The sequence below is a fragment of the Leucobacter tenebrionis genome (assembly GCF_019884725.1).
Taxonomy (GTDB): Bacteria; Actinomycetota; Actinomycetes; order Actinomycetales; family Microbacteriaceae; genus Leucobacter; species Leucobacter tenebrionis.
In genome coordinates, this window is sequence record NZ_CP082322.1 from 2,279,231 (window position 1) to 2,302,614 (window position 23,384).

Sequence of the window (23,384 nt, forward strand, 5' to 3'; positions counted from 1 at the left end):
GTGTCGTCCGAGGATCGGCCGACGGTTGATTCTGACATGCTCTGAGCCCGGTGAGAAGCAGGTTGCCGAATGTGACGGGGACGGCTTGCGGTTCGTGCGGTAGGCGTAGCATGGGGAACCATGACGGACACGGAGCGCGCTGAGGATCGGGACGCCTGGATCGAGTGGGTCGAGGGCCGCGAGCGGGCGGTTGCCGGACCGATCGGCAACCTCGCCCTCGTTGCCTTCCAGCCGATCGGAGCGGCACCCGCCGATCTGCAGGGGTTCCCGGCGCAGGTCTGGCGCGAGCCTGGCGAGGCCGGCGCGAGGGTGCGTCCGACCGGGCAGGGACTTGAGCTCGCCACCGAACCCGCCGGCTGGGAGCCCGTGAGCGAGGAGACCTTCGTCGCGCGACTCGGCGCCGATGGACTGCCGTTGCTGCGGGCGGGCGGGCGCACCGCAGATGTCTTCAGCCTCGACGGCAGCGACTACGAGATCCGCCTCTACGACGAGGCCTCGCCCAAGCTCGCGGCGTTCGCCGGTATCTCCGTATACGATTACGATCCGGCATGGCGCGTGAGCGCCCGGCTCGAGGCGTACGATGCGAACTCCCAGGTGCCGTGGGAGTTCACGCGTTCCACCGATACAGGGCACACGAAGACCGTGCCCGGGGTGATCGTGGCCGAGATCGCGGGCCGGGGCTACGAGCTCACGGCCTTCGCCGACGGCGGTCAGCTCGTGCTGGTGTTCGCCGACGAGACGAGCGGCCGCGAGTCGTACGCGCCCGGCCGCTTCCTGCGATTCGATCCTCCCGCGAACGACAGTGGCGAGCTGGTGCTCGACTTCAACCGCGCCTTCATCCCACCCTGCGGGTTCAGCGACTTCTACAGCTGCCCCATCCCTCCGGCGCAGAACCGGATCGCCGCTCCCGTGCGTGCGGGTGAGCAGCGGGTGCTCTGGCGCGACTGACGGGTGCCGCCCGCTCCTCGCTCGCCCACCTGCGCGTCATCTCGCTCAAAATGACGCGTGAGGCCCCTCCTGAATGCCGTGAGGGGACGCACGCGTCATCTCGATGCGGGCGCGGGTGCGAATGTGGGCAGGGTTGCGGGGCATCACGGGGTTCCCAGGGGTTCCCCCGGGTCGTTCTTCGGGGTACGCTTGTTTCGTCTAACGAATAAGAGTTCGCAGGGCGAAATAATGGGAGCCGGGACGCCGGCTTCTCGCGGCGAGCGAGGAGGAGCGGAACATGATCGACAAGAGAGTCCGGTCTGTCGAGGAGGCCGTGTCCGGCATCCAAGACGGTGCAACCGTGATGATCGGCGGCTTCGGCCGCGCTGGGCAGCCCGTCGAGCTCATCGACGCGCTCATCGAACAGGGCGCCTCAGACCTCACGATCGTCAGCAACAACGCGGGCAACGGCGACGTGGGACTCGCGGCTCTGCTCGCGAAGCGTCGCGTGCGCAAGATCATCTGCTCGTTCCCCCGGCAGTCCGATTCGTGGGTGTTCGACGGCCTGTACCGGGAGGGAGGCATCGAACTCGAGCTCGTGCCGCAGGGCAACCTCGCCGAGCGCATCCGTGCCGCGGGCGCCGGGATCGGCGCGTTCTTCACCCCCACGGGTGTGGGCACGCAACTCGCCGAGGGCAAGGAGACGCGCGAGATCGACGGCCGCCTCTACGCCCTGGAGTACCCGATCCGCGCCGACTTCGCCCTGATCAGCGCGCGCAAGGCGGATCGCTGGGGCAACCTCGTCTACCGCGAGACCGCGCGCAACTTCGGGCCGATCATGGCGACCGCGGCGAGCACCGCGATCGTGCAGGTCGATGAGTTCGTCGAACTCGGGGAGATCGACCCCGAGACCGTCGTCACCCCCGGCATCTTCGTCGACCGCGTCGTCGCGGTCGGTGAGCGGGGCTGGCTGCGCGACGGCGAGTTCGTCGGCGGGGTGGACCTGGAGGGGAACCCGATTTCAAGCGGTGGCGAAGCATTCGCCGGATCGGGTTCGGCCGCCGCAGCGGCCCTCGGTGAGAAGACGAAGGAGGGATCGCGATGACCACGCGCATCAGCAGGCAGGATCTCGCGGCGCGCATCGCCGCCGACATTCCGGAGGGTTCGATCGTGAACCTCGGGATCGGGGCGCCGACCCTGGTCGCCGACTACTTGCCCGAGGATGAGGAGATCATCCTGCACACCGAGAACGGGATGCTTGGCATGGGGCCTTCCCCCGAGCCGGGGCGGGTGGATCCCGACCTCATCAACGCGGGCAAGCAGGCCGTCACCGCGCTCGCCGGCGCGGCCTACTTCCATCACGCCGATTCCTTCGGGATGATGCGCGGCGGTCACCTCGACGTCTGCGTGCTCGGGGCCTTCCAGGTGGCGGAGAACGGGGATCTGGCGAATTGGTCGACGGGCGCCCCGGGTGCGATCCCGGCCGTCGGAGGCGCGATGGATCTCGCGATCGGCGCCAAGGACGTCTACGTGATGACCGACCTGCTCACCAAGCAGGGGGAGTCGAAGCTCGTCGTGAACTGCTCCTACCCGCTCACGGGCGTCGGCTGCGTGTCACGGGTCTACACGGATCACGCAGTGTTCGACGTCACCCCGAACGGGTTCGCGGTGCGCGAGCTGTTCGGCGACAACACGATCGAGGAGCTGCGCGAGCTGACCGGGCTGGAGCTCGGCGACGCGACCGATCGAAAGGATGACGCAGTATGACCTCTACCTATATATATGACGCGGTGCGCACCCCCTTCGGGCGCGCAGCCGGTGCACTCTCGGGGATCCGCCCCGACGACCTCGCCGCGGTCGTGATGCGGGCGACGGTCGAGCGCACGGGGATCGACCCGGCGTGGATCGCCGACGTGATCTTCGGCGACGCGAACCAGGCGGGGGAGGATAACCGCAACGTCGCGCGTTTCGGGGCGCTGCTCGCCGGCTTCCCGACCTCGGTGACGGGGGTGACCGTGAACCGGCTCTGCGCCTCGTCGGTCGAGGCCGTGATCCAGGGGTCGCGCGCGATCGAGTCGGGCGACGCCGAGCTCGTGCTCGCGGGCGGGGTCGAGTCGATGAGCCGCGCCCCGTTCGTGGTCGAGAAGTCGGCGAAGCCCTGGCCCGCGGTCGGCAACCAGACCCTGTGGAACACCTCGATCGGCTGGCGCATGATCAACCGGGCGCTGCCGAAGCACTGGACCATCTCGAACGGCGAATCCGCCGAGAAGATCGCCCGGGAGTGGGGGATCACGCGCGAGGCGCAGGACGAGTTCGCCGTGCGTTCGCACCGGCTCGCCGCCGAGGCGTGGGCATCGGGCAGATACGACGCTGAGATCGTGCAGGTGCCGGGCGCGGAGCTCGCGCGCGACGAGGGGATCCGCGACGGGAGCACGGTCGAGAAGCTCGCGGGGCTCAAGGCGCTGTTCGCGCCTCCCGGAGAGGGGACCGTGACCGCGGGAAACTCATCGTCGATCAACGACGGCGCCTCGGCGGTGCTGCTCGGAGGGGAAGGGGCGCTCGACGCGGAGCCGCTGGCGCGGGTGGCCGGCCGTGCCGCGCACGGCGTGGATCCCGACGACTTCCCCATCGCGCCCATCGAGGCGGCGAACAAGGCGCTCGCGCGCGCCGGCAAGACCTGGGCCGACGTCGACTTCGTCGAGCTCAACGAGGCATTCGCGTCGCAGTCGCTCGCGTGCCTCAAGGGCTGGCCCGAGCTCGACCCCGAGAAGCTGAACATCCACGGCGGCGCGATCGCGATCGGGCACCCGCTCGGTGCGTCGGGCGGGCGGATCATCGGCCACGCCGCGCACGAGCTGAAGCGCCGTGGGGGCGGTGTCGCGGTGGCCGCGATCTGCATCGGCGTGGGGCAGGGCCTCGCCGTCGTGCTGGAGCGGTAGGGGCGGGGTCGCTCGGGTTCGGCGGCTTGGTCTCCGGTGAACCTGTCGGTTTCTCCGACAGGTTCTGGCTGGGCGGAAGAAGTAATATGCGGATTCCGTATAGAACTCGGGCCGGTAGGCTCCCCAAGGAGAAGAGCCTCATGATCGCGCTGCTCGCCCGTATGCTCGCCGAGGAGGCGTGATGGAAGAAACTCAGAACCCCGATTTCGTGCAGTCGTTGGCTCGCGGGCTCGCGGTGATCCGCGTGTTCGACGCCGACCACCCTCAGCTGAGCCTCAGCGAGGTCGCCCGGCGCGCGGGGATACCTCCGGCGGCGGCGCGGCGCTTCCTCCGCACTCTCGAGAGCCTCGGATACGTGCGTGCTGACGGTCGGTCGTTCTCGCTCACCCCGCGCGTGCTCGAGCTCGGTTTCAGCTACCTCTCGGCACTGTCCCTGCCCGAGGTCGTGCAGCCCCACCTCGAGCGACTGTCGCGCGAGGTCGACGAGTCGTCGTCGGCGGCGGTGCTCTCGGGCCCCGATATCGTCTATGTCGCGCGCGTGCCCACCCGTCGCATCATGACGGTCGGGATCACCATCGGCACCTCCTTCCCGGCGTACGCGACGAGCATGGGGCGTGTGCTGCTGGCCGCGCTGCCTGAGGCCGAGCGGAGCGCCGTGCTCGCGTCCGCGGAGCCGCGCGCGCTGACCGAACGCACGATCACCGATCCCGAGGCGCTCGCCGCCGAACTGGACCGGGTACGCGAGCAGGGCTGGGCACTCGTCGACGGCGAACTGGAGGCCGGCCTGCGCTCCCTGGCCGCCCCGGTGCGGGCGCGCGACGGGCGCGTGGTCGCCGCCGTCAACGTGTCGATGAGCGCGACGCGCCACCCGGTCGAGCGTGTACGCGAACACCACCTGCCCCGCCTGCTCGAGACCGCCGCAGCGATCGACGCCGACCTGAGGCTGCTGTAGGCATTCTGATCCGACTCAGGGGAGCGTCCCCTGCAGCGGCCACCCGGTGTAGGCCTCGGCCAGGTAGCGCTTGCCGGCCTCGCTCTCGACCACACTGCGCAGCTCCCCGATCTGGCGCAGCCGGTCGAAGTCGTCGGTTCCGGGCTGAAGGTGCAGCATGCTCGTCATCCACCACGAGAAGTGCTGCGCCTTCCAGATGCGCTTCAGAGCGGTGTCGGCGTAGGCGTCGATTCCGCGCTCGTCGTCTTCGAGCAGCAATCGGCGCAGGGCCTCGCTGAGCAGCACCACGTCGGCGACGGCGAGGTTCATGCCCTTCGCGCCGGTCGGGGGCACGGTGTGCGCGGCGTCGCCGACAAGTGCTGCGCGGCCCCGTCGCAACTCATGCGCCACGAAGCTGCGGAAGCGCAGCACGTCACGCTGGAAGATCGGTCCCTGCGCCAGCTCGAGACCGGGGGTGCGGGCCTGCAGGGTCTTCCAGATAGCCTCCTCGCTCATCGCGTTCGGGTCGGCCTCGGGATCGCACTGGAAGTACATGCGCTGCACGGATGGGCTGCGTTGACTGATGAGTGCGAACCCCTCGGGGGAGTTGCTGTAGATGAGCTCCTCGGAGCTCGGCGGCGCCTCGCACAGGATCCCGAACCACGCGAACGGGTACTCGCGGAAGTAGCTCGCGGTCCTCGAGCCGGCGACGGCGGGTCGCACCGCGCTGCGCGAGCCATCGGCGCCCACCACGAACTCGGCACTGATCTCGAAGGGGACGCCGTCAGCATCGGTGCCGGTGATACGCGGGGTGGTGCTCTCCACGTCCGAGACGACGTCGACCGTCGCATTGAAGCGGATGATCTGCCCGGCGTCGAGGCGGGCTGCAATGAGGTCCGTGAGTACCTCGTGCTGCGGGTACAGCCAGACGCCGCGGCCGACGAGACTCGCGAAGTCGATGCGGTGCGCATCGCCGGCGAAGTGCAGCTCGACGCCGTCGTGGCGCTGCCCCACGCTGTGCACGCGACTGCCCGGGATCTTCTCGAGGATCTCGACGGTGCCCTGCTCGAGGATGCCTGCGCGGATGGTCTGCTCGATCTCCTCGCGACTGCGAGAGTCGACGATGATCGACTCGATGCCGGCCTCGGCGAGCTGGTGCGAGAGGAACAGGCCCGCGGGGCCGGCTCCCACGATGGCGACGCGGGTGCGCTCTGCAGTCATTGATGTCTCCTTCGACGCGGGTGAGATACTGAAAACAGTGTGGGCCACTCTGGCGAACCGCACAGGTAAAGTGGATCCGCCTCCTGGGTCCCGTACCCGCCTCGGGATGAGCCGCGCGTCGAGCTGCGGTGCCTCAGCCGACGGGCGCCGTCAGCCACGCGACGACGATGTCCCCGATCATCGCGCGCAGCTGCGCCCGGCGGTCGGGGGCGCCGAGATCGGAGCCGAAGAGGTGCCCGAAGGTGTGGCGATTGGCGACCTGGAACACGCAGTAGGAGCTGATCAGCAGGTGCACGTCGAGCGCCGCGACGTCGTCGCGGAACAGGCCCTGCTCGCGGCCTCGGCGGAGCAGCTGGTCGAGGAGGTCGAGGGCCGGCGCGTTGAGGTCGCGGAGGGAATCGAGCTGGCTGATGAAGCGGCCGCGGTGGATGTTCTCGATGGCCACGAGGCGGATGAAGTCGTCGTTCTCGAGGTGATGGTCGTAGGTGATCTCGGCGAGCCGTCGCAGCGCCTGCACCGGCTCGAGGCCGTCGACCTGCAGCTGCTGCTCGGCCTCGCGGATGCCACGGTAGGCCTGCTCGAGCACGGCGAGGTAGAGACCCTCTTTGCTGCCGAAGTAGTAGTAGATCATGCGCTTGGTCGTGCCGCTGCGCCGCGCGATCTCATCGACCCCCGTGCCCGAATAGCCGGTCTCGGCGAAGGCCGCGGTGGCTCGGGCGAGCAGATCCGCGCGGGTCCGCTCCGCGTCCCGGCGCCTGCCCGCGTTCTCACTCACACGGCTATCATTCCCCGCGGGCGCGCTGCGCCGCAAGCCGAACCGGTGCGCTCGCGGCTCCGTACCCGTCGTACCCTCCCCGGCGCTCCACGATCTCGAAGAACACGTCGCCGACGATGGGGGTGTAGAAGTGGATGAACGATCCGTCGCCGTCGCGGTCGTAGAGCAGGTCGAGCTCCCGCAGCCGGCCGAGGAGCTCGGGATCGAGGCCGAAGCGGGCGTCGAGGTCGTCGTAGTAGTTGCTCGGGATCTTCAGGAACGGCAGCCCGCGGGCGCGTGCGGCTGCGGCGGCGGCCACGGCGTCGTCGACGCGAACCGCGATGTGGCGCGGCAGCAGGGGAGCGGTCGGCGGTGCGAGGTTCATCGCCAGTCGTGCGGCGCCGTCGGCGGTCCGCATCACCTGGCTGCGTACGAGACCGCGGGGGCCGGGCAGTTCGGAGGCCGGCTCGGAGTCGAGTGCGAGCGTGCTCGTGTTGAACAGCACCGCCTCGTCGAACTCCTGCCACGGGTAGGCCACATTGACGTGATCGACGATGCCGCGCAGGGCCGCCGGCGCGTCGACGGTTCCAGGATCCGCGCCCCCCTCGAATTCGGGCGCCCACGACTCCGCGGCCGGTCTCGAGTTCCAGTAGATCTCGGTGCCGTCGGGTGCCGCGACCCCGGGCAGCTCGTAGTCGCCGGCGTAGGTGCGCCGGAACACGGGCGGGGCTCCGATCTCGACGGCCCGCCGAGCCGCGCCTGCGGCGTCGTCCACCTCGAAGCCGAGCCCGGCGAGGCGCGCACCCGGGGTGCGGTCCTGTTCGTTCAGGATCACGCGGGCTTCGCCCGCACGCCACAGCCTGACCGCCTTGCTGCGGTGTCGGCCGCCGAAGACGAAGCCGAGCTGGCTCAGCAGCTGCTCGACCGACGAGAGGTCTTCGCCCGCGACCTCGACGAAGTCGATCCCCTTCGGCGGTTGGGGCGGATCGAGCTGCAGCTCCTCCCAGCCGTTGAGCGCGGCCGTGCGGTCGTAGAGCCAGCGCAGCGAGCGGATCGCGTGCGTGGCCGTGCGATCGACGTCGGTCTGCCGGAAGGTGTCGTTGAACACCTCGAGCGAGAGCGGCCCGCGGTAGCCGGCGAGGATGACGTGCGATAGGAAGGTCGTCAGGTCGAAGTCGCCCTCGCCGGGGAAGAGCCGATGATGGCGGCTCCACGAGAGCACGTCCATGTCCATTGCGGGGGCGTCGGCGAGCTGCAGGAAGAAGAGCTTGTCGGGGTCGATCTGCTGGATCTCGGAGGGGTCGTGGCCGCGCGAGAGCACGTGGAAGCTGTCGATGCAGATGCCGAGGTTGGGGCGGTCGGCGAGCTGCACGATGCGCCACGCCTCGCGGTAGTCGTCGACGTATCGACCCCAGGCGAGCGCCTCGTAGGCGATGTCGACGCCGTGGTCGGCTGCCAGGTCGGCGAGTGCGCCGAGCTGCGCGGCGGCGACCTCGGGTTCGGGTCTCGTGGCGGTGGCGACGTTGCTGCAGACGAGCATCATGCGAGCCCCGAGGCGCTGCATGACGGCGAGCTTCGCCGCGGCGCGGCGCAGGTTGTCGGCGAAGAGCGCTTCATCGACGCCTTCGAAGTCGCGGAACGGCTGGAACAGCTCGATCGTGAGTCCGAGCCGGTCGCAGAGCGCGCGGATCTCTTCGGGCGACTCGTGGGCGGCGACGAGATCGGCGTCCATGATCTCGACGCCGTCGAAGCCCGCAGCGGCGCAGGCGTGGAGCTTCTCGACGAGGCCGCCCGAGAGGCAGACGGTGGCGATGGAGGTGCGCATGGCAATAATGTACCAATCGGTTAATAGTTTCGGAAGGGCTCGCGGACGACTCCTCGGTCGGGCTTGACAGGGGAGGTGAAATGCTCAAACATTTAACTCACCGGTGAGTACATTAGCCGCGGTGAGGGCGCCGCGGCCCGGAACGATGAGGAGAAGCGCCAGTGCAGCAAGACGCCTACCTTCTCGGCCTCGTGGGCACGGGCACCACGCCCTCGCTGACACCCGCCCTGCACATGGCTGAGGGCCGGGCGCAGGGACTCTCCTACGTGTACCGTCCCATCGACCTCTCGGTGCTCGGCGTCGGACCCGAGCGCCTGCCCGAGATCCTCGACTGGGCCGAACGACTCGGCTTCGACGCGCTCAATGTGACTCACCCGTGCAAGCGGAGCGTGATCCCGCATCTCGACCGCCTCGACCCGCTCGCCGAGGCTCTCGGCGCGGTGAACACTGTGCGGTTCACCGCGGAGGGCAGGATCGGCCACAACACCGACAGCACCGGCTTCGAGCGCGGGTTCCGCACGGGACTCCCCGACGCGCCGGTCGGCTCGGTCGTGCTGGTCGGCGCCGGCGGTGCCGGCGCCGCCGTGGCCGACGCCCTGCTGCGGATCGGCGTCGAGAGGCTCGTCATCGTCGACCTCGAGCCGGTCGCCGCCGTCGCGCTCGCCGCGGATCTCGGCGACCGGCACCCCGACTCCCGGGTCGAGGGGGCCTCGACCCCCGAACTGGCGGGTCTGCTCGCTGATGCCGACGGCGTCGTCCACTGCACGCCCGTCGGCATGCACGACCATCCCGGCCTCCCGTTCGACCCCGCCCTGCTGCGACCGGAGCTGTGGGTGGCCGACATCGTCTACCGGCCGCTCAAGACCGGGCTGCTCCGTGCCGCGAGGGCGATCGGCTGCCGCACCCTCCACGGCGGCGCCATGGCCGTCGGGCAGGCCATCGACACGTTCGCGCTCGTCACCGGCCGCGAGGCCGATCCCGAGCGCATGCATCGGCAATTCCAACGCCTCGTCAGCGACGACGGGGCCTGACAGAAACAGAGGAACGAGATGACCGAGACGGACTCTCGCAAGACACCGATCAAGGCGGCGCTCGCCAGCTTCATGGGCAGCGCCGTCGAATACTACGACTTCTTCATCTTCGGGACCGCGTCGGCGCTGATCTTCCCGCACATCTTCTTCCCGAGCGGCGATGACGCCGCCCTCGTCATGTCGCTCGCGACCTTCGGCTTCGCGTACATCGCGCGGCCCATCGGCGCCGTGATCCTCGGCCACCTGGGCGATCGCATCGGGCGGCAGAAGATCCTCATGTTCACCCTCGTGCTCATGGGCGTCGCGACCTTCATCATCGGCTGCCTGCCGACCTTCGAGCAGATCGGCTGGTTCGCGCCGATCCTGCTCGTGCTGTGCCGCCTCATGCAGGGGCTCTCGGCCGCGGGCGAGCAGGCAGGTGCCTCCTCGATGACGCTCGAGCACGCGCCGGACAACCGGCGATCCTTCTTCACCTCGTGGACGCTCTCGGGCACCCAGGGCGGGCAGATCCTCGCCGCCCTCATCTTCCTGCCGGTCACGCTGCTGCCCGACGACGATCCCTTCAAGTACGAGTGGGCGTGGCGCATCCCGTTCTGGTTGAGCGCCGTGGTGGTCATCGTCACCTTCTACATCCGCCGCACGCTGCACGAACCGCCCGCCTTCGAGGAGGCCAAGGCGCAGGGCGAGATCGCCAAGGTGCCGCTCTTCGACCTGCTGCGCGACCACTGGCGCGATGTGCTGCGCGTGATCCTGTGCGCCTTCATCGCGGCCGTCTCGACCGTGTTCGGCAACCTCGCCATCGCCTACGGCGTGCTGGTCGGCCTGCCGCAGAGCATCACCCTGTGGCTGATCGTCGTCGCGAACCTGGTCGCGCTCGGCACGCAGCCCCTCTTCGCGATGCTCGCCGATCGGATCGGGCGCAAGCCCGTGTTCATCTACGGCGCGATCTCGTCGGCCGTCTTCATGCCCTTCTACATGCTGTCGATGAGCAGCGACAACATCTTCGTGGTCTTCCTGCTCGCGATCCTCACCTTCTCCTGCGGTTACGCGGCGGCGAACGCGGTCTGGCCGTCGTTCTACGGCGAGATGTTCTCGGCGAAGGTGCGGTTCTCGGGGCTCGCGATCGGCACGCAGATCGGCTTCCTCATGGCGGGCTTCGCGCCGTCGATCGTCGCCGCGCTCGGGGGCGTGCAGGAGGGCGGCTGGGTCGTGATCTCGCTGTTCACCGGGGCGATCTGCCTCATCGTGACCGTCGCCGCCCTGACCGCCCGCGAGACGAAGGACGTGCCGACCGACACGCTCGGGATCCGGATCCCGGTGGCGCGCTGAGTCAGGGACCCGCGGGCGCGGCTCCGGATCCCGGTGGCGATCTCTCATCGGGCTGGAGCCGGCGTCGCCTCGGCCAGGTCCAGTCCGGCGATGTAGCCGAAGGTCAGTGCCGGGCCGATGTTGATGCCGCCGGCCGGATAGTGGCCGCCGAACAGGTTCTTCTGGTCGACGCCCACGACGTAGGCGCCGGGGATGTGCTCGCCCCGCTCGTCGAGCAGCCGGGCGCGCTCGTCGGTGCGGAGGCCGGCGAAGGTGCCGAAGGATCCCTGCATCACCCGCACGGCGTAGAACGGGCCGCGCTCGATCGGAGCCAGGCTCGGATTCGGTCCGACCTCGGGATCGCCGCCGTAGCGGTTGAAGGGGGTCTCGCCGCGGTGGAACTCAGGATCCTCGCCCCTGCGCGCTCCCCGGTTGAATTTCTCGACCGTCGCGACGAGCTGGGCCGCGTCGATGCCGCAGCGCTCGGCGAGCTCGGGCAGCGTGTCGGCCCGCACGAGGTAGCCGGATCGCAGGTGCGGCCACTTGGGCACGGGGCGGGGCATGGCGAAGCCGAGCGGGTAGTGCGCGAGAAAGCGCGAGTCTCCGATCTGCCATGCCTCGGCCAGTTCGCCCTCGGGCGTCGCCGAGTTGAGCCCTGAGACGTAGTCCCAGTAGCCGTTCGCCTCGTTGACGAATCTCCTGCCGTCACGGCGCACGCCGATCGAGCCGGGCTTGGCGCGATCCATGATGTGGGGGAAGACGCCGGTGCGGCCGTTCGCGTAGGGCACGAGCGAGACGGGGCACCAGGCGGCCGGCGACGCGCCGCTCGTGTCGAGCACGCCGCCGAGCGAGCGGCCGAGCTCGATGCCCGATCCGTCGGCAGTTCTGGGGGCGAGGGTCCAGTGGTCGTCGGCGGATCGGTTGTGCGGGAAGTGGCCGACGCGCATCGCCGCATTCGCGGAGAAGCCGCCGCTCGCGATGACCACGCCGCGCGCGGCCCTGAAGCGGCGCCGACCGCGCGGGGTCTCGGCGACGACGCCGTTCGCGCGGCCGTCGGAGGCACGGGTGATCTCGATCGCGCGATGACGCACTCGGATATCGACGCCGCGGTCGACGGCGGATTTCATGAGTCGGCCGGTCAGCGCGACGCCGTTCACGAAGTGCATGCCGCGCCCCTCGGTGAGGACGTCGAATACGTACCGGGTCACCCGTTTCGCCGCGTGCCACCAGCCGGCGGGTTTGAGCTTCGAGGCGGCGAGGAAGCCCGAGAGGTCGGGGCCGGCCATGATCCCCATGCCGAGGAACGAGGTCTCCCAGAACTGGGGTGCCATCATGCGGCGCAACTGCTTCGGGAAGACGCGTCCGCTCACGGGTTTCGGCGCGACCGAGCGGTGGCCGGTCCCCGCGTGCGGCAGCCCGCCGTAGATGTCGCAGATCTTGCTGCCCGGCACGAACTGCAGGAAGGTCTCGTGCTCGAAGAACGACACCATCTCGGGGGCCGCTCGGAGGAACGCGTCGGTGCGGGCCTCGTCGTAGTTCTCGCCGGTCACGGCTCGCAGGTACTGCTTGATATCGTCGATCGACTCGTCGACGCCGTCGGCCCGCGCGAACTCGTTTCGGGGTGCCCAGAGCCAGCCGCCGGAGCGGGAGGTGGCGCCGCCGCAACGGCGATCCCGCTCGAGCACGAGCACTCTGAGGCCCCGGTGCGCCGTGGTGACCGCCGTCGCGAGCCCGCCCGCGCCGGCGCCGATCACGACGACGTCGAACTCCTCGCACTGCTTCTCCCTGCCCATTCACCGCTCCTCTCGTGGACCGCGCCGCGCCGGGCGGTCCATAAGCATGGTGCGGCGCGCGTGCCGGGGCGGCAACTTTTAGGTCGTATTGTTTGAGGATCGGTCAGATTCTATGTAGTTTCAACACTGAATCCAGGCTCTGCCGGAGAGCGGGCCCGGCTAGAAAAGAAGCCCGGCCGGAAAGCAGGCCCGGCCAGGAAAAAGGGGGTGCGCCCGTGGAACTCCGTTGGCTCGAAGCGTTCGTGGCGGTCGCCGAGGAGATGCACTTCGGGCGGGCCGCCGCCCGGCTGCACATGGCGCAGTCGCCGCTCAGTCAGGTGATCCGGAGGCTGGAACGAGAGCTGGAGACACCGCTGTTCGAGCGCAGCACGCGCTCGGTCTCGCTGACCGCCGCGGGGGAGGCCCTGCTGCCTCACGCCTACCGCGTGCTCAAGGACGTGCGCCTGGCCGCCGATGCCGCGACGAGCGCGCGCGGGGTGCTCGCCGGGGAGTTGAGCCTGGGGTTCTCGGGCATGCACAACCATCACACGCTGCCGCTGGTGGCGCGGGCGCTGCGCAGGGACCACCCGCGCGTCGAGCTCAAGCTCGTGGGAGGGGTCCGCACGTTCGACGGGATGCGCATGGTGCGCAACGGCGAACTCGATCTGGCGTTCGTGGGGCTCGTGGGCGAGCTGGATCCCGCCCTCGACGCCTGGGTGCTTTCGAGGCAGCGGCTGGGGGTGATCGTGCCGTCGGGGCATCGCCTGGCCGGACGGAGGTCCGTGCGGGTCGGGGAGCTGCGCACCGAGCCGTTCGTCATGAGCCCGCTCGACGGCAACTCCTCGCTGTCGACGCTCGTGCTGCGCGTCTGCCTGGCCGCAGGGTTCTCCCCGACGGCGGCGCAGGTGGTCGGGGATCCGTTCCTCTCCCTCAGCCTCGTAGCGGCGGGGGTCGGGATCGCGATGACGACGAGCGAGGTCATTCCCGTGCTGCCGCCGTACGTCGAATGGGTCGAACTGGAGGGTGAGACGGTCGAGTTCCTGCATGCCCTCGTGTGGTCGCGGGAGAACGAGAGCCCTCGTCTGGCCGCGGCGCTCTCCGTCATTCGCGCCACCTTCCCAGATGTAACGAATTGATAACAACCACTATTTCGTTCTGCGAAAATTACTTCGATATCCGCAGAACCGCGCGTAAGAATCCTGATTGAGCTGTGATCGCGCATAGTTCCAGACGCATAGGGTCTTGGACAGATGCAATTGTTCGGCGTTGAATCGCACAAGAGCCCCTCACGAGGCGCCATCGCAGAGCAGCGGCGCACCGCGCTCGCACGGGCTCGGCCACACCATCCATCGCCGGCGGGGCACACGACGAAGTGCTGATCCGGCCGAGCAGCAGTAAGGAACGACATGTCAGCTACGAACGAGACCCTCCCGCCCGAGGAAGTGATCCTCTCCGAGAAGCGCCGTAAGAACGCACGCAACTCAGCGATATCCGGATTCGTCGGCAGCGCGCTCGAGTACTACGACTTCTTCATCTTCGCCACCGCGGCCGCCCTGTACATCAAGGAGCTGTTCTTCCCCGAGGCCGGCGCGGCGGGCCAGCTGTTCTCGCTGGCGACGATCGGCGTGGCCTACGTGACCCGTCCGCTCGGTGCCGTGATGTGGGGATGGCTGGGCGACGTGTTCGGCCGCAAGAAGGTGCTCATCGCCACGCTGATCCTCATGGGCGTCTCGACCTTCGTGGTCGGCCTGATCCCCACCTACGAGCAGATCGGGATCTGGGCGCCGATCATCATCATCGCACTCCGTCTGCTGCAGGGACTCTCCGCCGGCGGGGAATCCCCCGGATCGGCATCGCTCTCGGTCGAGCACGCCCCCGACCACCGTCGCGGTTTCTTCGCGAGCTGGACCCTCTCGGGAGTCACCTTCGGCATCGTGATCTCCTCGGCCGTGTTCATCCCGATCGCGATGCTGCCGCAGGAGGCCCAGATGAGCTGGGGCTGGCGAATCCCGTTCCTGCTCAGCCTCGTCGTCACCGCCATCGCCCTCATCCTGCGCCGCACGCTCGACGAGCCCGAGGTGTTCACCGAGACCAAGGAGCTCAAGCTCGTGGTGAAGGTGCCCGTCTTCGAGCTGTTCCGCCGCTACCCGAAGGCGCTGCTGCTCGTCACCGGCATGAGCCTCTTCACGATGGTCAATACGATGATCAACGTCTTCACGCTCGCGTACGGCGTCGATATCTCGGGCATCGACCGCAGCGAGATGCTCACCTTCGTCAGCGTCGCCAACCTCATCGCGGTCGGCACCATCCCGGTGTTCGCCCACATCTCGGACCGGATCGGCCGGAAGCCGGTGTTCATCACCGGCTCGATCGGCATGATGGTGCTCGCCTTCGCGTTCCTGTGGGCGCTCAACGCCGGAGGCCCCGGCGACACCTGGTTGATCTGGGTCACCGGGATCCTGCTCCTCTCCGGGGCCTATTCGATGAGCAACGGCGTCTACCCCGCGTTCTTCCCCGAGCAGTTCCCGCCGCAGGTGCGCTACAGCGGCATGGCCATCGGCCTCATGTTCGGCCTGCTGCTCGCGGGCTTCACCCCGGCGATCGCGCAGTCGATCTCGGGTGAGGCGGGCAACTGGTTCGGCGTGGCGCTGTTCACCGCCGGTGCGGCCGCCATCTCGGGCCTGTGCGCCCTGCTGAGCCCCGAGACCTACAAGACCCCGACTGCCCGGCTGGGCCAGCGGGGCTGAACCGGGAGTGCCGACGATCATGTCCGATATCGGGCTGGCCCACCTGTCGCTGCTGCACCTCGAGCCCGATGAGCTGGTACGGGTCGCAGCGGCGGCCGGGTACGACTTCGTCGGGATCCGGGTGCGCGGGGCGACCCCCGCCGAGCGGATCGCCGACCTCTCGCCAGGTTCGTCGATGTCGCGGGCGGTGCTCGCCGCGCTCGACGAAACCGGGCTGCGGGTCGAGGACATTGAGTTCCTCGCGCTCGACGGGAACGTCGGGCGCGAGACCTGGATGCCGATGCTCGAGGCCGGCGCGGCTCTCGGGGCGCGCTCGCTGACGGTGGCGGGGGTCGATCCCGATGAGGCGCGCCTCACGGCGGCGCTCTCCGAGCTGGTCGGGGACGCGCGCGGTTTCGGGATCCTCCCCGCGATCGAACCCATCAGCTACAACGCGGTGAGCTCCGTCTCCCACGCGACGCGCATCGCGCGCGCAGCCGGAGCCGGGGTGCTGCTCGACCCGTTGCACCTGCGCCGCGCGGACACTCCGGCCGATGTCCTCGCCGAACTCGCAGCGGCGCCCGACTCCGCGACGATCGTGCGGATGCTTCAGCTGTGCGACGCGCCGTTCGCGACGCCTGAGGCGCTCGTGATAGACGGGCCGCTGCCGCGCGGCATGACCGCCGACGGAGAGCCGCGGAAGGTCGAGTCTCGCGCCCTGCGGCTGCCGCCCGGAGAGGGAGACCTGCCCCTCGCGGAGATGCTCGCCCTCTTCGCGGATCGGCCGGTGGGCCTCGAGGTGCCCAACGGACCGCTCGCGGTACGACTCGGCGACGTCGGGTACGCGAGACTGCTGCACGAGCGCACGCGCGAGCTGATCGTGGGGGCGGCGTGAGCGCGGTCGAGGGCGGATCGAGAGTGCGGGATCGTCGCCCCGAACCGCCCAGCCGCCTGTTCGGGCTGCTCGGCACGCACATCGAGGGCTCCCTCTCACCGCTGATGCATGAGGCGGAGGCGGCGCGGCAGAGACTGATGCTGAGCTATCGTCTGCTCGACACCGCCCTGATGGGGCTCGACGACCCCGACTGGGAGGGCCTCATCCACTGGGCGAGGCGGTTCACCTTCACTGGCCTCAACATCACGCACCCGGGGAAGCAGGCGGTGATCCCCGCCCTCGACGAGCTCGACGACGATGCAACGCTTCTGGGAGCGGTCAACACGGTCGTGTTCGACGGCGGCCGGGCGATCGGCCGTAACACCGACCACGTGGGCTTCTCGGAGGCGCTCGACGCGCTGCACCGCTCGGGCGCCGCGGTCGGTATGGACCGCGTGGTGCAGCTCGGCGCGGGCGGCGCCGGCGCCGCGATCGCCTACTCCCTGTTGCGGGCCGGCGCGAAACGCATCTCGCTCGTCGACGTGGATCCGGAGCGCGGGCGCGCCCTCGCCGATCGTCTCGGCCGGGCATTCGATCGTGCGCGCATGGAAGTGCTGAGTCCTGACGAGGCGCCCGCTGCGCTCCGCGTTGCGCAGGGGCTCGTCAACTGCACTCCGATCGGCATGACGGGGGTGTCGGAGGGCAGCCCGATCCCGCTCGACGCCCTGCACCCGGGGCTCTGGGTGGGCGACGTGATCTATCGCCCGCTCGAGACGACGCTCGTGCGGGCGGCGCGAGAGCTCGGCTGCCCGGTGTTCGGCGGCGCTCAGATGGTCGTCGGGCAGGCCGCGGCCTCCTTCGGCATCTTCACTGGCCGCCGCGCCGATCGGACGGCGATGCTGCACGACTTCGAGGCCGAGGCGCGTCTGCGCTGGGGGTGAGCGGAGCCGCCTCAGTAGAGGCAGCGCACGCGCACCGAGAGGCAGGTGGGGCAGCCCTCGAGCTTCTCGTACTCCGAGATCGCGACCTCGGTGACGTCGTAGCCCAGATCCCGCAGCATCTCGGCGGTCTTCGGCGCGGAGGCCGAGATGAGCAGTTCGGAATCGCTGAGGCAGACCACCGCGGTGCCGTGCGGCTCGGGTACCGGCATGAAGCGGTCGAAGATCGCGGTGTTGTCGACGAAGTCGGGGTAGCCGATCACGGTGCCGTCGGGGAGCGCGGTCACCGCGGTCTTGAGATGCAGCACCTTGGTGACCGGAACGGCCACGACGCTGCCGCCGAGCGGGGCGAGGATGCGGCGCAGCTGCGCGATGCCCTCGGCGTTCGTGCGGCCGCCGCGGCCGACGTAGACGGTGTCGCCGACCTTCAGCACGTCGCCGCCGTCGAGTGTGCCGGGGGCCTGGATCTCGGCGACGGGGCAGCCGAGCGCCTCGAGCGCGCGGCGGGTGCCGGCGGTCTCGGGCTTGCGGCTGTCGGCGCCCGGGCGGGAGATCACGGCGACGTTGCGGAACATCACGACCGTGTCCTCGATGAACACTGAGTCGGGGCAGTCGTCGGCCGGGTCGACCTCGATCGTCTCCCATCCGTGCGACTGCAGTGCGGCGACGTATCCCCGCCACTGCTCGCGTGCGGCGTCGAGATCGACCGCGACCTTCTCGATGTGGTCGACGATCCCGTCGTCGAGCAGGCTGCTGGGCTGGCGCACGAGGGCGATCTTCGACATGGTGAGGGGCTCCCCGGATCGTTGGGCTGGTTGCCGTACCAGCTTAGAGGTCGCACGGGCGGGTGCGCGTACCGCGATGCTCCGGTGGCGCTGCGGCGGCCCGGCGGCGGCCCGGCGGCGCTGCGGCGGCACTGGGGCGGTCGAGAGGCGGGGCTGGGGCGGTCGAGAGGCGGCGCCGTCGCCGAGCCCTCTCGGAACGTCGAGCGCAGCGGTCGAGAATGTCGGTGGTCCTCATTAGGCTGGTGCTCGATATCGGTTACGATGCATCTCTTGCAGAACGGGGCGCCGAAGCTCATGGACAGCACGAATCTCACGACGGGGCTCCGCGACGCGCTCGAGGGGGTCGACCGGCCGCTGAGGCCGGGCGTCGAACTGCTGGTCGACCAGGTCGACGCGGAGGATCTGCGGGAGCGCGAGCCCCGCGACGTCGTGGGTGCAGCCCTCTCGATGCGCATGCTCGCGGGGCGGCGGGATCGGGGCGAGACCCTGGTCTCGGTCTTCACGCCCACGCTCGCCGAGCAGGGCTGGACCTCGCGTCGCACGATCGTCGATATCTGCACCGACGACTCACCATTCCTCGTCGACTCGGTCATCGCGGCGATCGCCCGTCAGGGCCTCACCGTCCACCTGCTGACGCATCCGGTGCTCTCGGTGCGGCGCGATGACGGGGGCGAACTGCTCGAGACCGACGCCCACGGCGGGGACCTCGAGTCGTGGATCCATCTCGAGGTCGACCGCGTTCCCACAGAGGAGGGGCGCGCCGAGCTCGAGGAGCGGGTGCGCGGCGTGCTGCACGATGTGCACGCCGCCGTCAACGACTGGCAGGCCATGCGGCGCGCGTGCCTCGACGTGGTCACCGATCTTCGCACCGCGGCGCCGCCCACCGTCGACCGGGCGGAGATCGCCTCGGCGGTCGAGTTCCTGAACTGGCTGGCGGAAGACAACTTCACGTTCCTGGGGTACCGCGAGCAGGCGCTCGAGGTCGGGGAAGACGGCGAGGACGTGCTCCGGGCGCTGCCGCACACGGGCCTCGGCATCCTGAGGAAGACGAAGACGCCGATCGCGAAGCTGCGTCCCGAGGCGCAGCGCACGGCTCGCGAGCCTCGGCTGCTCACGATCACGAAGGCCAACTCCCGGGCGACGGTGCACCGCGACACCTACCTCGACTCCATCGGCGTGCGCACCTTCGACCGCGACGGCAATGTGACGGGCGAGCGCCGCTTCCTCGGCATGTTCACCTCGGTCGCCTACGCCTCCTCCGTGCTGACGCTGCCGATCGTGGCGAAGAAGGTGCGCGCCGTGCTCGACGCCTCCGGCTTCGCACCGAACTCGCACTCGGGCAAGGATCTGCTCCAGGTGCTCGAGCAGTACCCGCGCGACGAGCTGTTCCAGGACTCGCCGGAGCACCTGCTGGCCGTCGCCGGCGAGGTGAGCCGTCTGCGAGAGCGGCGGCGCGCCCGCATCTTCCTGCGGCGCGACGAGTTCGGCAGGTTCGTCTCCGCACTCGTGTTCCTGCCCAGGGATCGTTACAACACGACCGTGCGGTTGCGGATCGAGGCTCTGCTGCGCGAAGCTTTCGGCGCCGACCAGATGGACCACGCCACGCGCGTCGGCGACTCGCCTCTGGCGCAGCTGCACTTCGTGGTGCGGGTGCCGAAGGGCGAGGCCGTGCCCGATGTCTCAGAGGCCGATCTGCAGGCCAAGCTCGAAACGGCGATCCGCAGCTGGGATCAGGCGTTCGTGGATGCGCTGCACGAGCGCAACGACGAGACGCGAGCGGCGGAGCTGCTCAGCCGCTACGGCAACGCCTTCCCGGAGTCGTACAAGGAGTACGTGCCGCCGCACGAGGCGCTGGGCGATGTCGCTCTGCTCGAGAGTCTGGAGGAGGGAGCCGAGTTCGCGGTGCACCTCTACACGCCCGAGGACGAGGATCCGTCCCGTCGCTACCTCACGCTCGTCTCCCGCACGCCCTACCCGCTGACGCGCGTGCTGCCGTTCCTCACCGACCTCGGCGTCGACGTCGCCGACGAGCGCCCGAATACCATTCTGCTGCCGAGCGGCACCCGCTACATCTCCGACTTCGGTCTGGTCGTCGCCGACGAGAAGCTGTGGGGCGACGCCGACTGGGGGGCCGAGTTCACGGATGCGTTCGAGGCGGCCTGGACGGGGAACGCCGAGAGCGATCGATTGAACGCGCTGGTGCTGCTCGCGGGCCTGAACTGGCGCAGGATCGTGATCCTGCGCGCCATCAGCATGTACCTGCGGCAGATCGGCTCGGCCTTCTCTGTCGAATACATCGAGCAGGCGCTGATCGCGAACCCCGGCATCGCCGCCGGCCTCGTGCGGCTGTTCGAACTGCGCTTCGACCCCGACCTCGAGGGCGACCGCGAGACGCAGTCGGCGGAACAGGCCGCCGCGCTCCGGCTCGACCTCGAAGGCGTGTCCAGTCTCGACCACGACCGGATCCTGCGCTCCATCATCGGGGTGATCGAGGCGACCTGGCGCACCAACTTCTACCAGCGGGATGCCGAGGGGCGCCCGAAGCCGTGGGTATCCATGAAACTCGACTGCGCCCGCGTGCCGGGCCTGCCGAAGCCGCACCCCATGGCCGAGATCTGGGTGTACTCCCCGGAGGTCGAGGGTGTGCACCTGCGCTTCGGCAAGGTGGCTCGCGGCGGTCTGCGCTGGAGCGACCGGCGCGAGGACTTCCGCACCGAGGTGCTGGGCCTCGTGAAAGCCCAGATGGTGAAGAACGCCGTGATCGTGCCGACGGGTTCGAAGGGCGGATTCGTGGCGAAGCGCTTGCCGTCGCCGAGCGATCGTGCCGCGTGGCTCGAGGGCGGCAAGTCGGCGTACCGCACCTTTATCCGCGGTCTGCTCGACATCACCGACAACCGGGACGGGTCGGAGGTGCGGCATCCCGAGCGGGTGGTGCGCCACGACGGCGACGATCCCTATCTCGTCGTCGCGGCCGATAAGGGCACGGCGTCCTTCTCCGACATCGCCAATGGCATCTCGGCCGAGTACGGCTTCTGGCTTGACGACGCCTTCGCATCGGGCGGCTCGGCGGGCTACGACCACAAGGGCATGGGCATCACGGCGCGCGGCGCGTGGGAATCGGTGAAGCGGCATTTCCGCGAGATGGGCCACGACACCCAGACCGAGGAGTTCACCGTGGTCGGCGTGGGCGACATGTCGGGCGACGTGTTCGGCAACGGCATGCTGCGCTCCGAGTGCATCCGTCTCGTGGCGGCGTTCGACCACCGGCATGTCTTCGTAGATCCGTCGCCCGATGCGGCGACGTCGTTCGCCGAGCGTGCGCGACTGTTCGAACTGCCCGGCTCCTCGTGGGACGACTACGATCGCGCGCTCATCTCCGAGGGCGGCGGCGTGTTCCCGCTCTCCGCGAAGTCGATCTCCGTGAGCCCGCAGATGGCCGAGGCGCTCGGACTCGATGCCGGCGTCACCTCGCTCACGCCAGCCGAGCTCAAGCGGGCCGTGCTCCTCGCTCCGGTCGATCTGCTCTGGAACGGAGGGATCGGCACGTATGTGAAGGCGAGTTCCGAGACCGACGCCGAGATCGGCGACCGAGGCAACGACGCGATCCGCGTGAACGGCTCCGAGCTGCGCGTGCGCGTCGTCGGCGAGGGCGGCAACCTCGGTGTGAGCCAGCGCGGTCGCATTGAAGCCGCGCTCGCGGGGGTGCGCATCAACACCGACGCGATCGACAACTCCGCCGGTGTGGGCACCTCCGATCGCGAGGTGAACATCAAGATCCTGCTCGGTGCTGTGGAGCGCGACGGCCGCCTCGATCGCGAGGCGCGCAACGAACTGCTGCACTCGATGACCGACGAGGTCGCGGTGCAGGTGCTGCGCGACAACTACGAGCAGAACGTGCTGCTCGGCAACTCTCGCGAGAACGCAGTCGAGATGCTTCCGTCGCACGAGCGGCTGATGAAGTGGCTCGAGGGTCGAGACGAATTGGATCGGGAGCTGGAGTTCCTGCCGAGTACGAGCGAGATCCAGACCCGCCTCGCCGAACGTCGGGGTCTCACCCGCCCGGAGTTCGCGGTGCTGGTCGCCTACGCCAAGCTGGCGCTCAAGTCCGACCTCGCGGCGACGCAGATGGCCGACGACCCCTGGTTCGCCCGCACCCTCGCCGACTACTTCCCGGGGCCCATCCGAGAGCGCTACGGAGACGATCTCGCCGCTCATCCCCTGCGCTCCGAGATCGTGGTCAACTCGGTGGTCAACTCGATGGTGAACCGCGGCGGGATCACCTTCGCCTACCGCGCCGCAGACGAGACGGGGGCGTCGAGCGAGCAGATCGCCCGCGCCTACGTGGTGGCGCGCGAGGTGTTCGACCTGCGCGACTTCGTCGTGGCCGTCGAGGCGACCGACAACGCGGTGAGCACCGCGGTGCAGACCGATCTCTACCTCACGTTCCGCAGACTGCTCGATCGGGCGACGCGCTGGTTCGTGCAGCATCGCGTCGAGAGTATCGACATCGGCGCCGAGATCGAACTGTTCGGCGAGCCCGTCGCGCGGCTCTCCGAGGCGCTCGGCGAGCTGCTGCGCGGAGACGAGCTGCTGCGGTTCGAGGCCCGCGTCGACGAACTCGAGCGGGCGGGGGTGCCGAGCGATCTCGCTCGGCGCGGCGCTGGCCTGCTCGCTTCTCTGCCGCTGCTCGACATCGTGGAGCAGTCGCGTCTGCGAGGCTGGGGGCTCGACGAGGTGACCGCGGTGTACTTCGACCTTTCATCTCGGATGTACTTCGACGAGTTGCTGAGCGGGGTGACGGCCCTGCCGCAGAACGACCGCTGGGGTTCGATGGCGCGCGCGGCGATGCGCGATGATCTCTACGCGGTGATGATCGCACTCACCGCCTCCGTGCTCGAGCAGACGGAGCCGGGGGACGCGGCCCTTCGGATCGACACCTGGCTCGAACAGGGCGCGGTGTCGAGCAGGCGGGTGCTCGAGGAAGCGCTCGATGCGGTGCGATCCGACGCCGATGCAGGCCTTGCGACCCTGTCGGTCGCGCTGCGACGTCTGCGCTCGCTCGTGCGGTGACCCGGTTCAGCGCCGGTTCGCCGCGCGAGTCCGCTCTGTCTTCTGATCGGGCTCAGCCCGAATCGACTCCGCCGGCCTGCCAGAAGTCCGGTGATTCGCGGGAGACCGGCAGAGTTCGGCCCCTGCAGCCGGTGTTCCGCGAATCACCGGGATAAGGGTCGCCATTAGAGGAGCTCGTCGGCCGATGGCAAACGAAGAGTCGGAATTCGCTGGCGCAAATCGCGCCGCCGCAGTAAACTTGAGTCATATTCACTCAAGTTTGTGATTCGGCCTGCGGTTCGTC

The 23,384-nt window shown here is 69.2% G+C and carries 17 protein-coding genes; 12 read left to right on the forward strand and 5 right to left on the reverse strand.

What is annotated here, in order from left to right; translation table 11 throughout:
* Positions 1 to 120: 120 nt before the first annotated feature.
* The 5 genes from KVY00_RS10545 to KVY00_RS10565 all read left to right on the forward strand — a co-directional run bounded on the left by KVY00_RS10545 (position 121) and on the right by KVY00_RS10565 (position 4,818).
* Positions 121 to 948 (forward strand): DUF1684 domain-containing protein, encoded by an 828-nt coding sequence (locus KVY00_RS10545; RefSeq protein ID WP_223042916.1) that lies wholly within the window; start codon positions 121 to 123, stop codon positions 946 to 948.
* 277 nt (positions 949 to 1,225) lie between these two features.
* A complete protein-coding gene (locus KVY00_RS10550) occupies positions 1,226 to 2,032 on the forward strand; it encodes a 3-oxoacid CoA-transferase subunit A (protein WP_223042917.1) in 807 nt (268 codons plus the stop codon).
* The gene (locus KVY00_RS10555) at positions 2,029 to 2,694 is read left to right on the forward strand and encodes a 3-oxoacid CoA-transferase subunit B (protein ID WP_223042918.1); all 666 of its coding nucleotides are present in this window, start codon (positions 2,029 to 2,031) and stop codon (positions 2,692 to 2,694) included. The genes KVY00_RS10550 and KVY00_RS10555 overlap by 4 nt, the downstream gene beginning before the upstream one ends.
* Entirely contained in the window at positions 2,691 to 3,866 is a 1,176-nt protein-coding gene (locus tag KVY00_RS10560) for a thiolase family protein (protein ID WP_223042919.1), read from the forward strand. The genes KVY00_RS10555 and KVY00_RS10560 overlap by 4 nt, the downstream gene beginning before the upstream one ends.
* A 181-nt stretch (positions 3,867 to 4,047) precedes the next feature.
* Complete coding sequence (locus tag KVY00_RS10565) at positions 4,048 to 4,818, forward strand: IclR family transcriptional regulator domain-containing protein (RefSeq protein ID WP_223042920.1); 771 nt, start codon at positions 4,048 to 4,050, stop codon at positions 4,816 to 4,818.
* Between the two features lie 15 nt (positions 4,819 to 4,833).
* Here the strand turns inward: KVY00_RS10565 and KVY00_RS10570 are convergent, their stop codons facing one another.
* The 3 genes from KVY00_RS10570 to KVY00_RS15700 form a co-directional block, all read right to left on the reverse strand.
* Complete coding sequence (locus tag KVY00_RS10570; protein WP_223042921.1) at positions 4,834 to 6,018, reverse strand: 4-hydroxybenzoate 3-monooxygenase; 1,185 nt, start codon at positions 6,016 to 6,018, stop codon at positions 4,834 to 4,836.
* 133 nt (positions 6,019 to 6,151) lie between these two features.
* Complete coding sequence (locus tag KVY00_RS10575; protein WP_223042922.1) at positions 6,152 to 6,793, reverse strand: TetR/AcrR family transcriptional regulator; 642 nt, start codon at positions 6,791 to 6,793, stop codon at positions 6,152 to 6,154.
* A gap of 7 nt (positions 6,794 to 6,800) precedes the next feature.
* Positions 6,801 to 8,597 (reverse strand): sugar phosphate isomerase/epimerase and 4-hydroxyphenylpyruvate domain-containing protein, encoded by a 1,797-nt coding sequence (locus tag KVY00_RS15700; protein WP_223042923.1) that lies wholly within the window; start codon positions 8,595 to 8,597, stop codon positions 6,801 to 6,803.
* A gap of 161 nt (positions 8,598 to 8,758) precedes the next feature.
* On the opposite strand from KVY00_RS15700, the gene KVY00_RS10585 reads away from it, so the two are divergent.
* The gene (locus KVY00_RS10585; RefSeq protein ID WP_223042924.1) at positions 8,759 to 9,628 is read left to right on the forward strand and encodes a shikimate dehydrogenase; all 870 of its coding nucleotides are present in this window, start codon (positions 8,759 to 8,761) and stop codon (positions 9,626 to 9,628) included.
* A gap of 18 nt (positions 9,629 to 9,646) precedes the next feature.
* Complete coding sequence (locus KVY00_RS10590) at positions 9,647 to 10,957, forward strand: MFS transporter (protein WP_223042925.1); 1,311 nt, start codon at positions 9,647 to 9,649, stop codon at positions 10,955 to 10,957.
* A 44-nt stretch (positions 10,958 to 11,001) separates the two neighbouring features.
* Here KVY00_RS10590 and KVY00_RS10595 read toward each other — a convergent pair whose 3' ends face one another.
* Positions 11,002 to 12,729 carry an FAD-dependent oxidoreductase gene (locus KVY00_RS10595; protein ID WP_223042926.1) on the reverse strand — a complete coding sequence of 576 codons (1,728 nt, stop codon included), beginning with the start codon at positions 12,727 to 12,729 and terminating at the stop codon, positions 11,002 to 11,004.
* A 215-nt stretch (positions 12,730 to 12,944) separates the two neighbouring features.
* Between KVY00_RS10595 and KVY00_RS10600 the strand changes: the two genes are divergently transcribed.
* The 4 genes from KVY00_RS10600 (at position 12,945) to KVY00_RS10615 (ending at position 17,249) form a co-directional block, all read left to right on the forward strand.
* Entirely contained in the window at positions 12,945 to 13,844 is a 900-nt protein-coding gene (locus tag KVY00_RS10600) for a LysR family transcriptional regulator (RefSeq protein ID WP_223042927.1), read from the forward strand.
* Between the two features lie 270 nt (positions 13,845 to 14,114).
* On the forward strand, positions 14,115 to 15,455 hold the full coding sequence (locus KVY00_RS10605) for an MFS transporter (RefSeq protein WP_223042928.1): 1,341 nt from the start codon (positions 14,115 to 14,117) through the stop codon (positions 15,453 to 15,455).
* 19 nt (positions 15,456 to 15,474) lie between these two features.
* On the forward strand, positions 15,475 to 16,329 hold the full coding sequence (locus KVY00_RS10610) for a sugar phosphate isomerase/epimerase family protein (RefSeq protein ID WP_223042929.1): 855 nt from the start codon (positions 15,475 to 15,477) through the stop codon (positions 16,327 to 16,329).
* The gene (locus tag KVY00_RS10615; RefSeq protein ID WP_255572599.1) at positions 16,326 to 17,249 is read left to right on the forward strand and encodes a shikimate dehydrogenase; all 924 of its coding nucleotides are present in this window, start codon (positions 16,326 to 16,328) and stop codon (positions 17,247 to 17,249) included. Before KVY00_RS10610 ends, KVY00_RS10615 begins: the two co-directional genes overlap by 4 nt.
* A gap of 11 nt (positions 17,250 to 17,260) precedes the next feature.
* Here KVY00_RS10615 and ddaH read toward each other — a convergent pair whose 3' ends face one another.
* Positions 17,261 to 18,031, reverse strand: a complete 771-nt coding sequence (gene ddaH / locus KVY00_RS10620; RefSeq protein ID WP_223042930.1) for a dimethylargininase — start codon at positions 18,029 to 18,031, stop codon at positions 17,261 to 17,263.
* A gap of 294 nt (positions 18,032 to 18,325) precedes the next feature.
* Here ddaH and KVY00_RS10625 point away from each other — a divergent pair, with 294 nt between their 5' ends.
* Positions 18,326 to 23,101, forward strand: coding sequence for an NAD-glutamate dehydrogenase (locus KVY00_RS10625; RefSeq protein ID WP_223045283.1), 4,776 nt, complete (start codon positions 18,326 to 18,328; stop codon positions 23,099 to 23,101).
* Positions 23,102 to 23,384 lie beyond the last annotated feature (283 nt).

Coding starts and splice junctions, on each gene's coding strand:
- KVY00_RS10545 (WP_223042916.1), top strand. CDS start 121: ATGACGGACACGGAGCGCGCTGAGGATCGGGACGCCTGGATCGAGTGG.
- KVY00_RS10550 (WP_223042917.1), top strand. CDS start 1,226: ATGATCGACAAGAGAGTCCGGTCTGTCGAGGAGGCCGTGTCCGGCATC.
- KVY00_RS10555 (WP_223042918.1), top strand. CDS start 2,029: ATGACCACGCGCATCAGCAGGCAGGATCTCGCGGCGCGCATCGCCGCC.
- KVY00_RS10560 (WP_223042919.1), top strand. CDS start 2,691: ATGACCTCTACCTATATATATGACGCGGTGCGCACCCCCTTCGGGCGC.
- KVY00_RS10565 (WP_223042920.1), top strand. CDS start 4,048: ATGGAAGAAACTCAGAACCCCGATTTCGTGCAGTCGTTGGCTCGCGGG.
- KVY00_RS10570 (WP_223042921.1), bottom strand. CDS start 6,018: ATGACTGCAGAGCGCACCCGCGTCGCCATCGTGGGAGCCGGCCCCGCG.
- KVY00_RS15700 (WP_223042923.1), bottom strand. CDS start 8,597: ATGCGCACCTCCATCGCCACCGTCTGCCTCTCGGGCGGCCTCGTCGAG.
- KVY00_RS10590 (WP_223042925.1), top strand. CDS start 9,647: ATGACCGAGACGGACTCTCGCAAGACACCGATCAAGGCGGCGCTCGCC.
- KVY00_RS10595 (WP_223042926.1), bottom strand. CDS start 12,729: ATGGGCAGGGAGAAGCAGTGCGAGGAGTTCGACGTCGTCGTGATCGGC.
- KVY00_RS10605 (WP_223042928.1), top strand. CDS start 14,115: ATGTCAGCTACGAACGAGACCCTCCCGCCCGAGGAAGTGATCCTCTCC.
- KVY00_RS10610 (WP_223042929.1), top strand. CDS start 15,475: ATGTCCGATATCGGGCTGGCCCACCTGTCGCTGCTGCACCTCGAGCCC.
- ddaH (WP_223042930.1), bottom strand. CDS start 18,031: ATGTCGAAGATCGCCCTCGTGCGCCAGCCCAGCAGCCTGCTCGACGAC.
- KVY00_RS10625 (WP_223045283.1), top strand. CDS start 18,326: ATGGACAGCACGAATCTCACGACGGGGCTCCGCGACGCGCTCGAGGGG.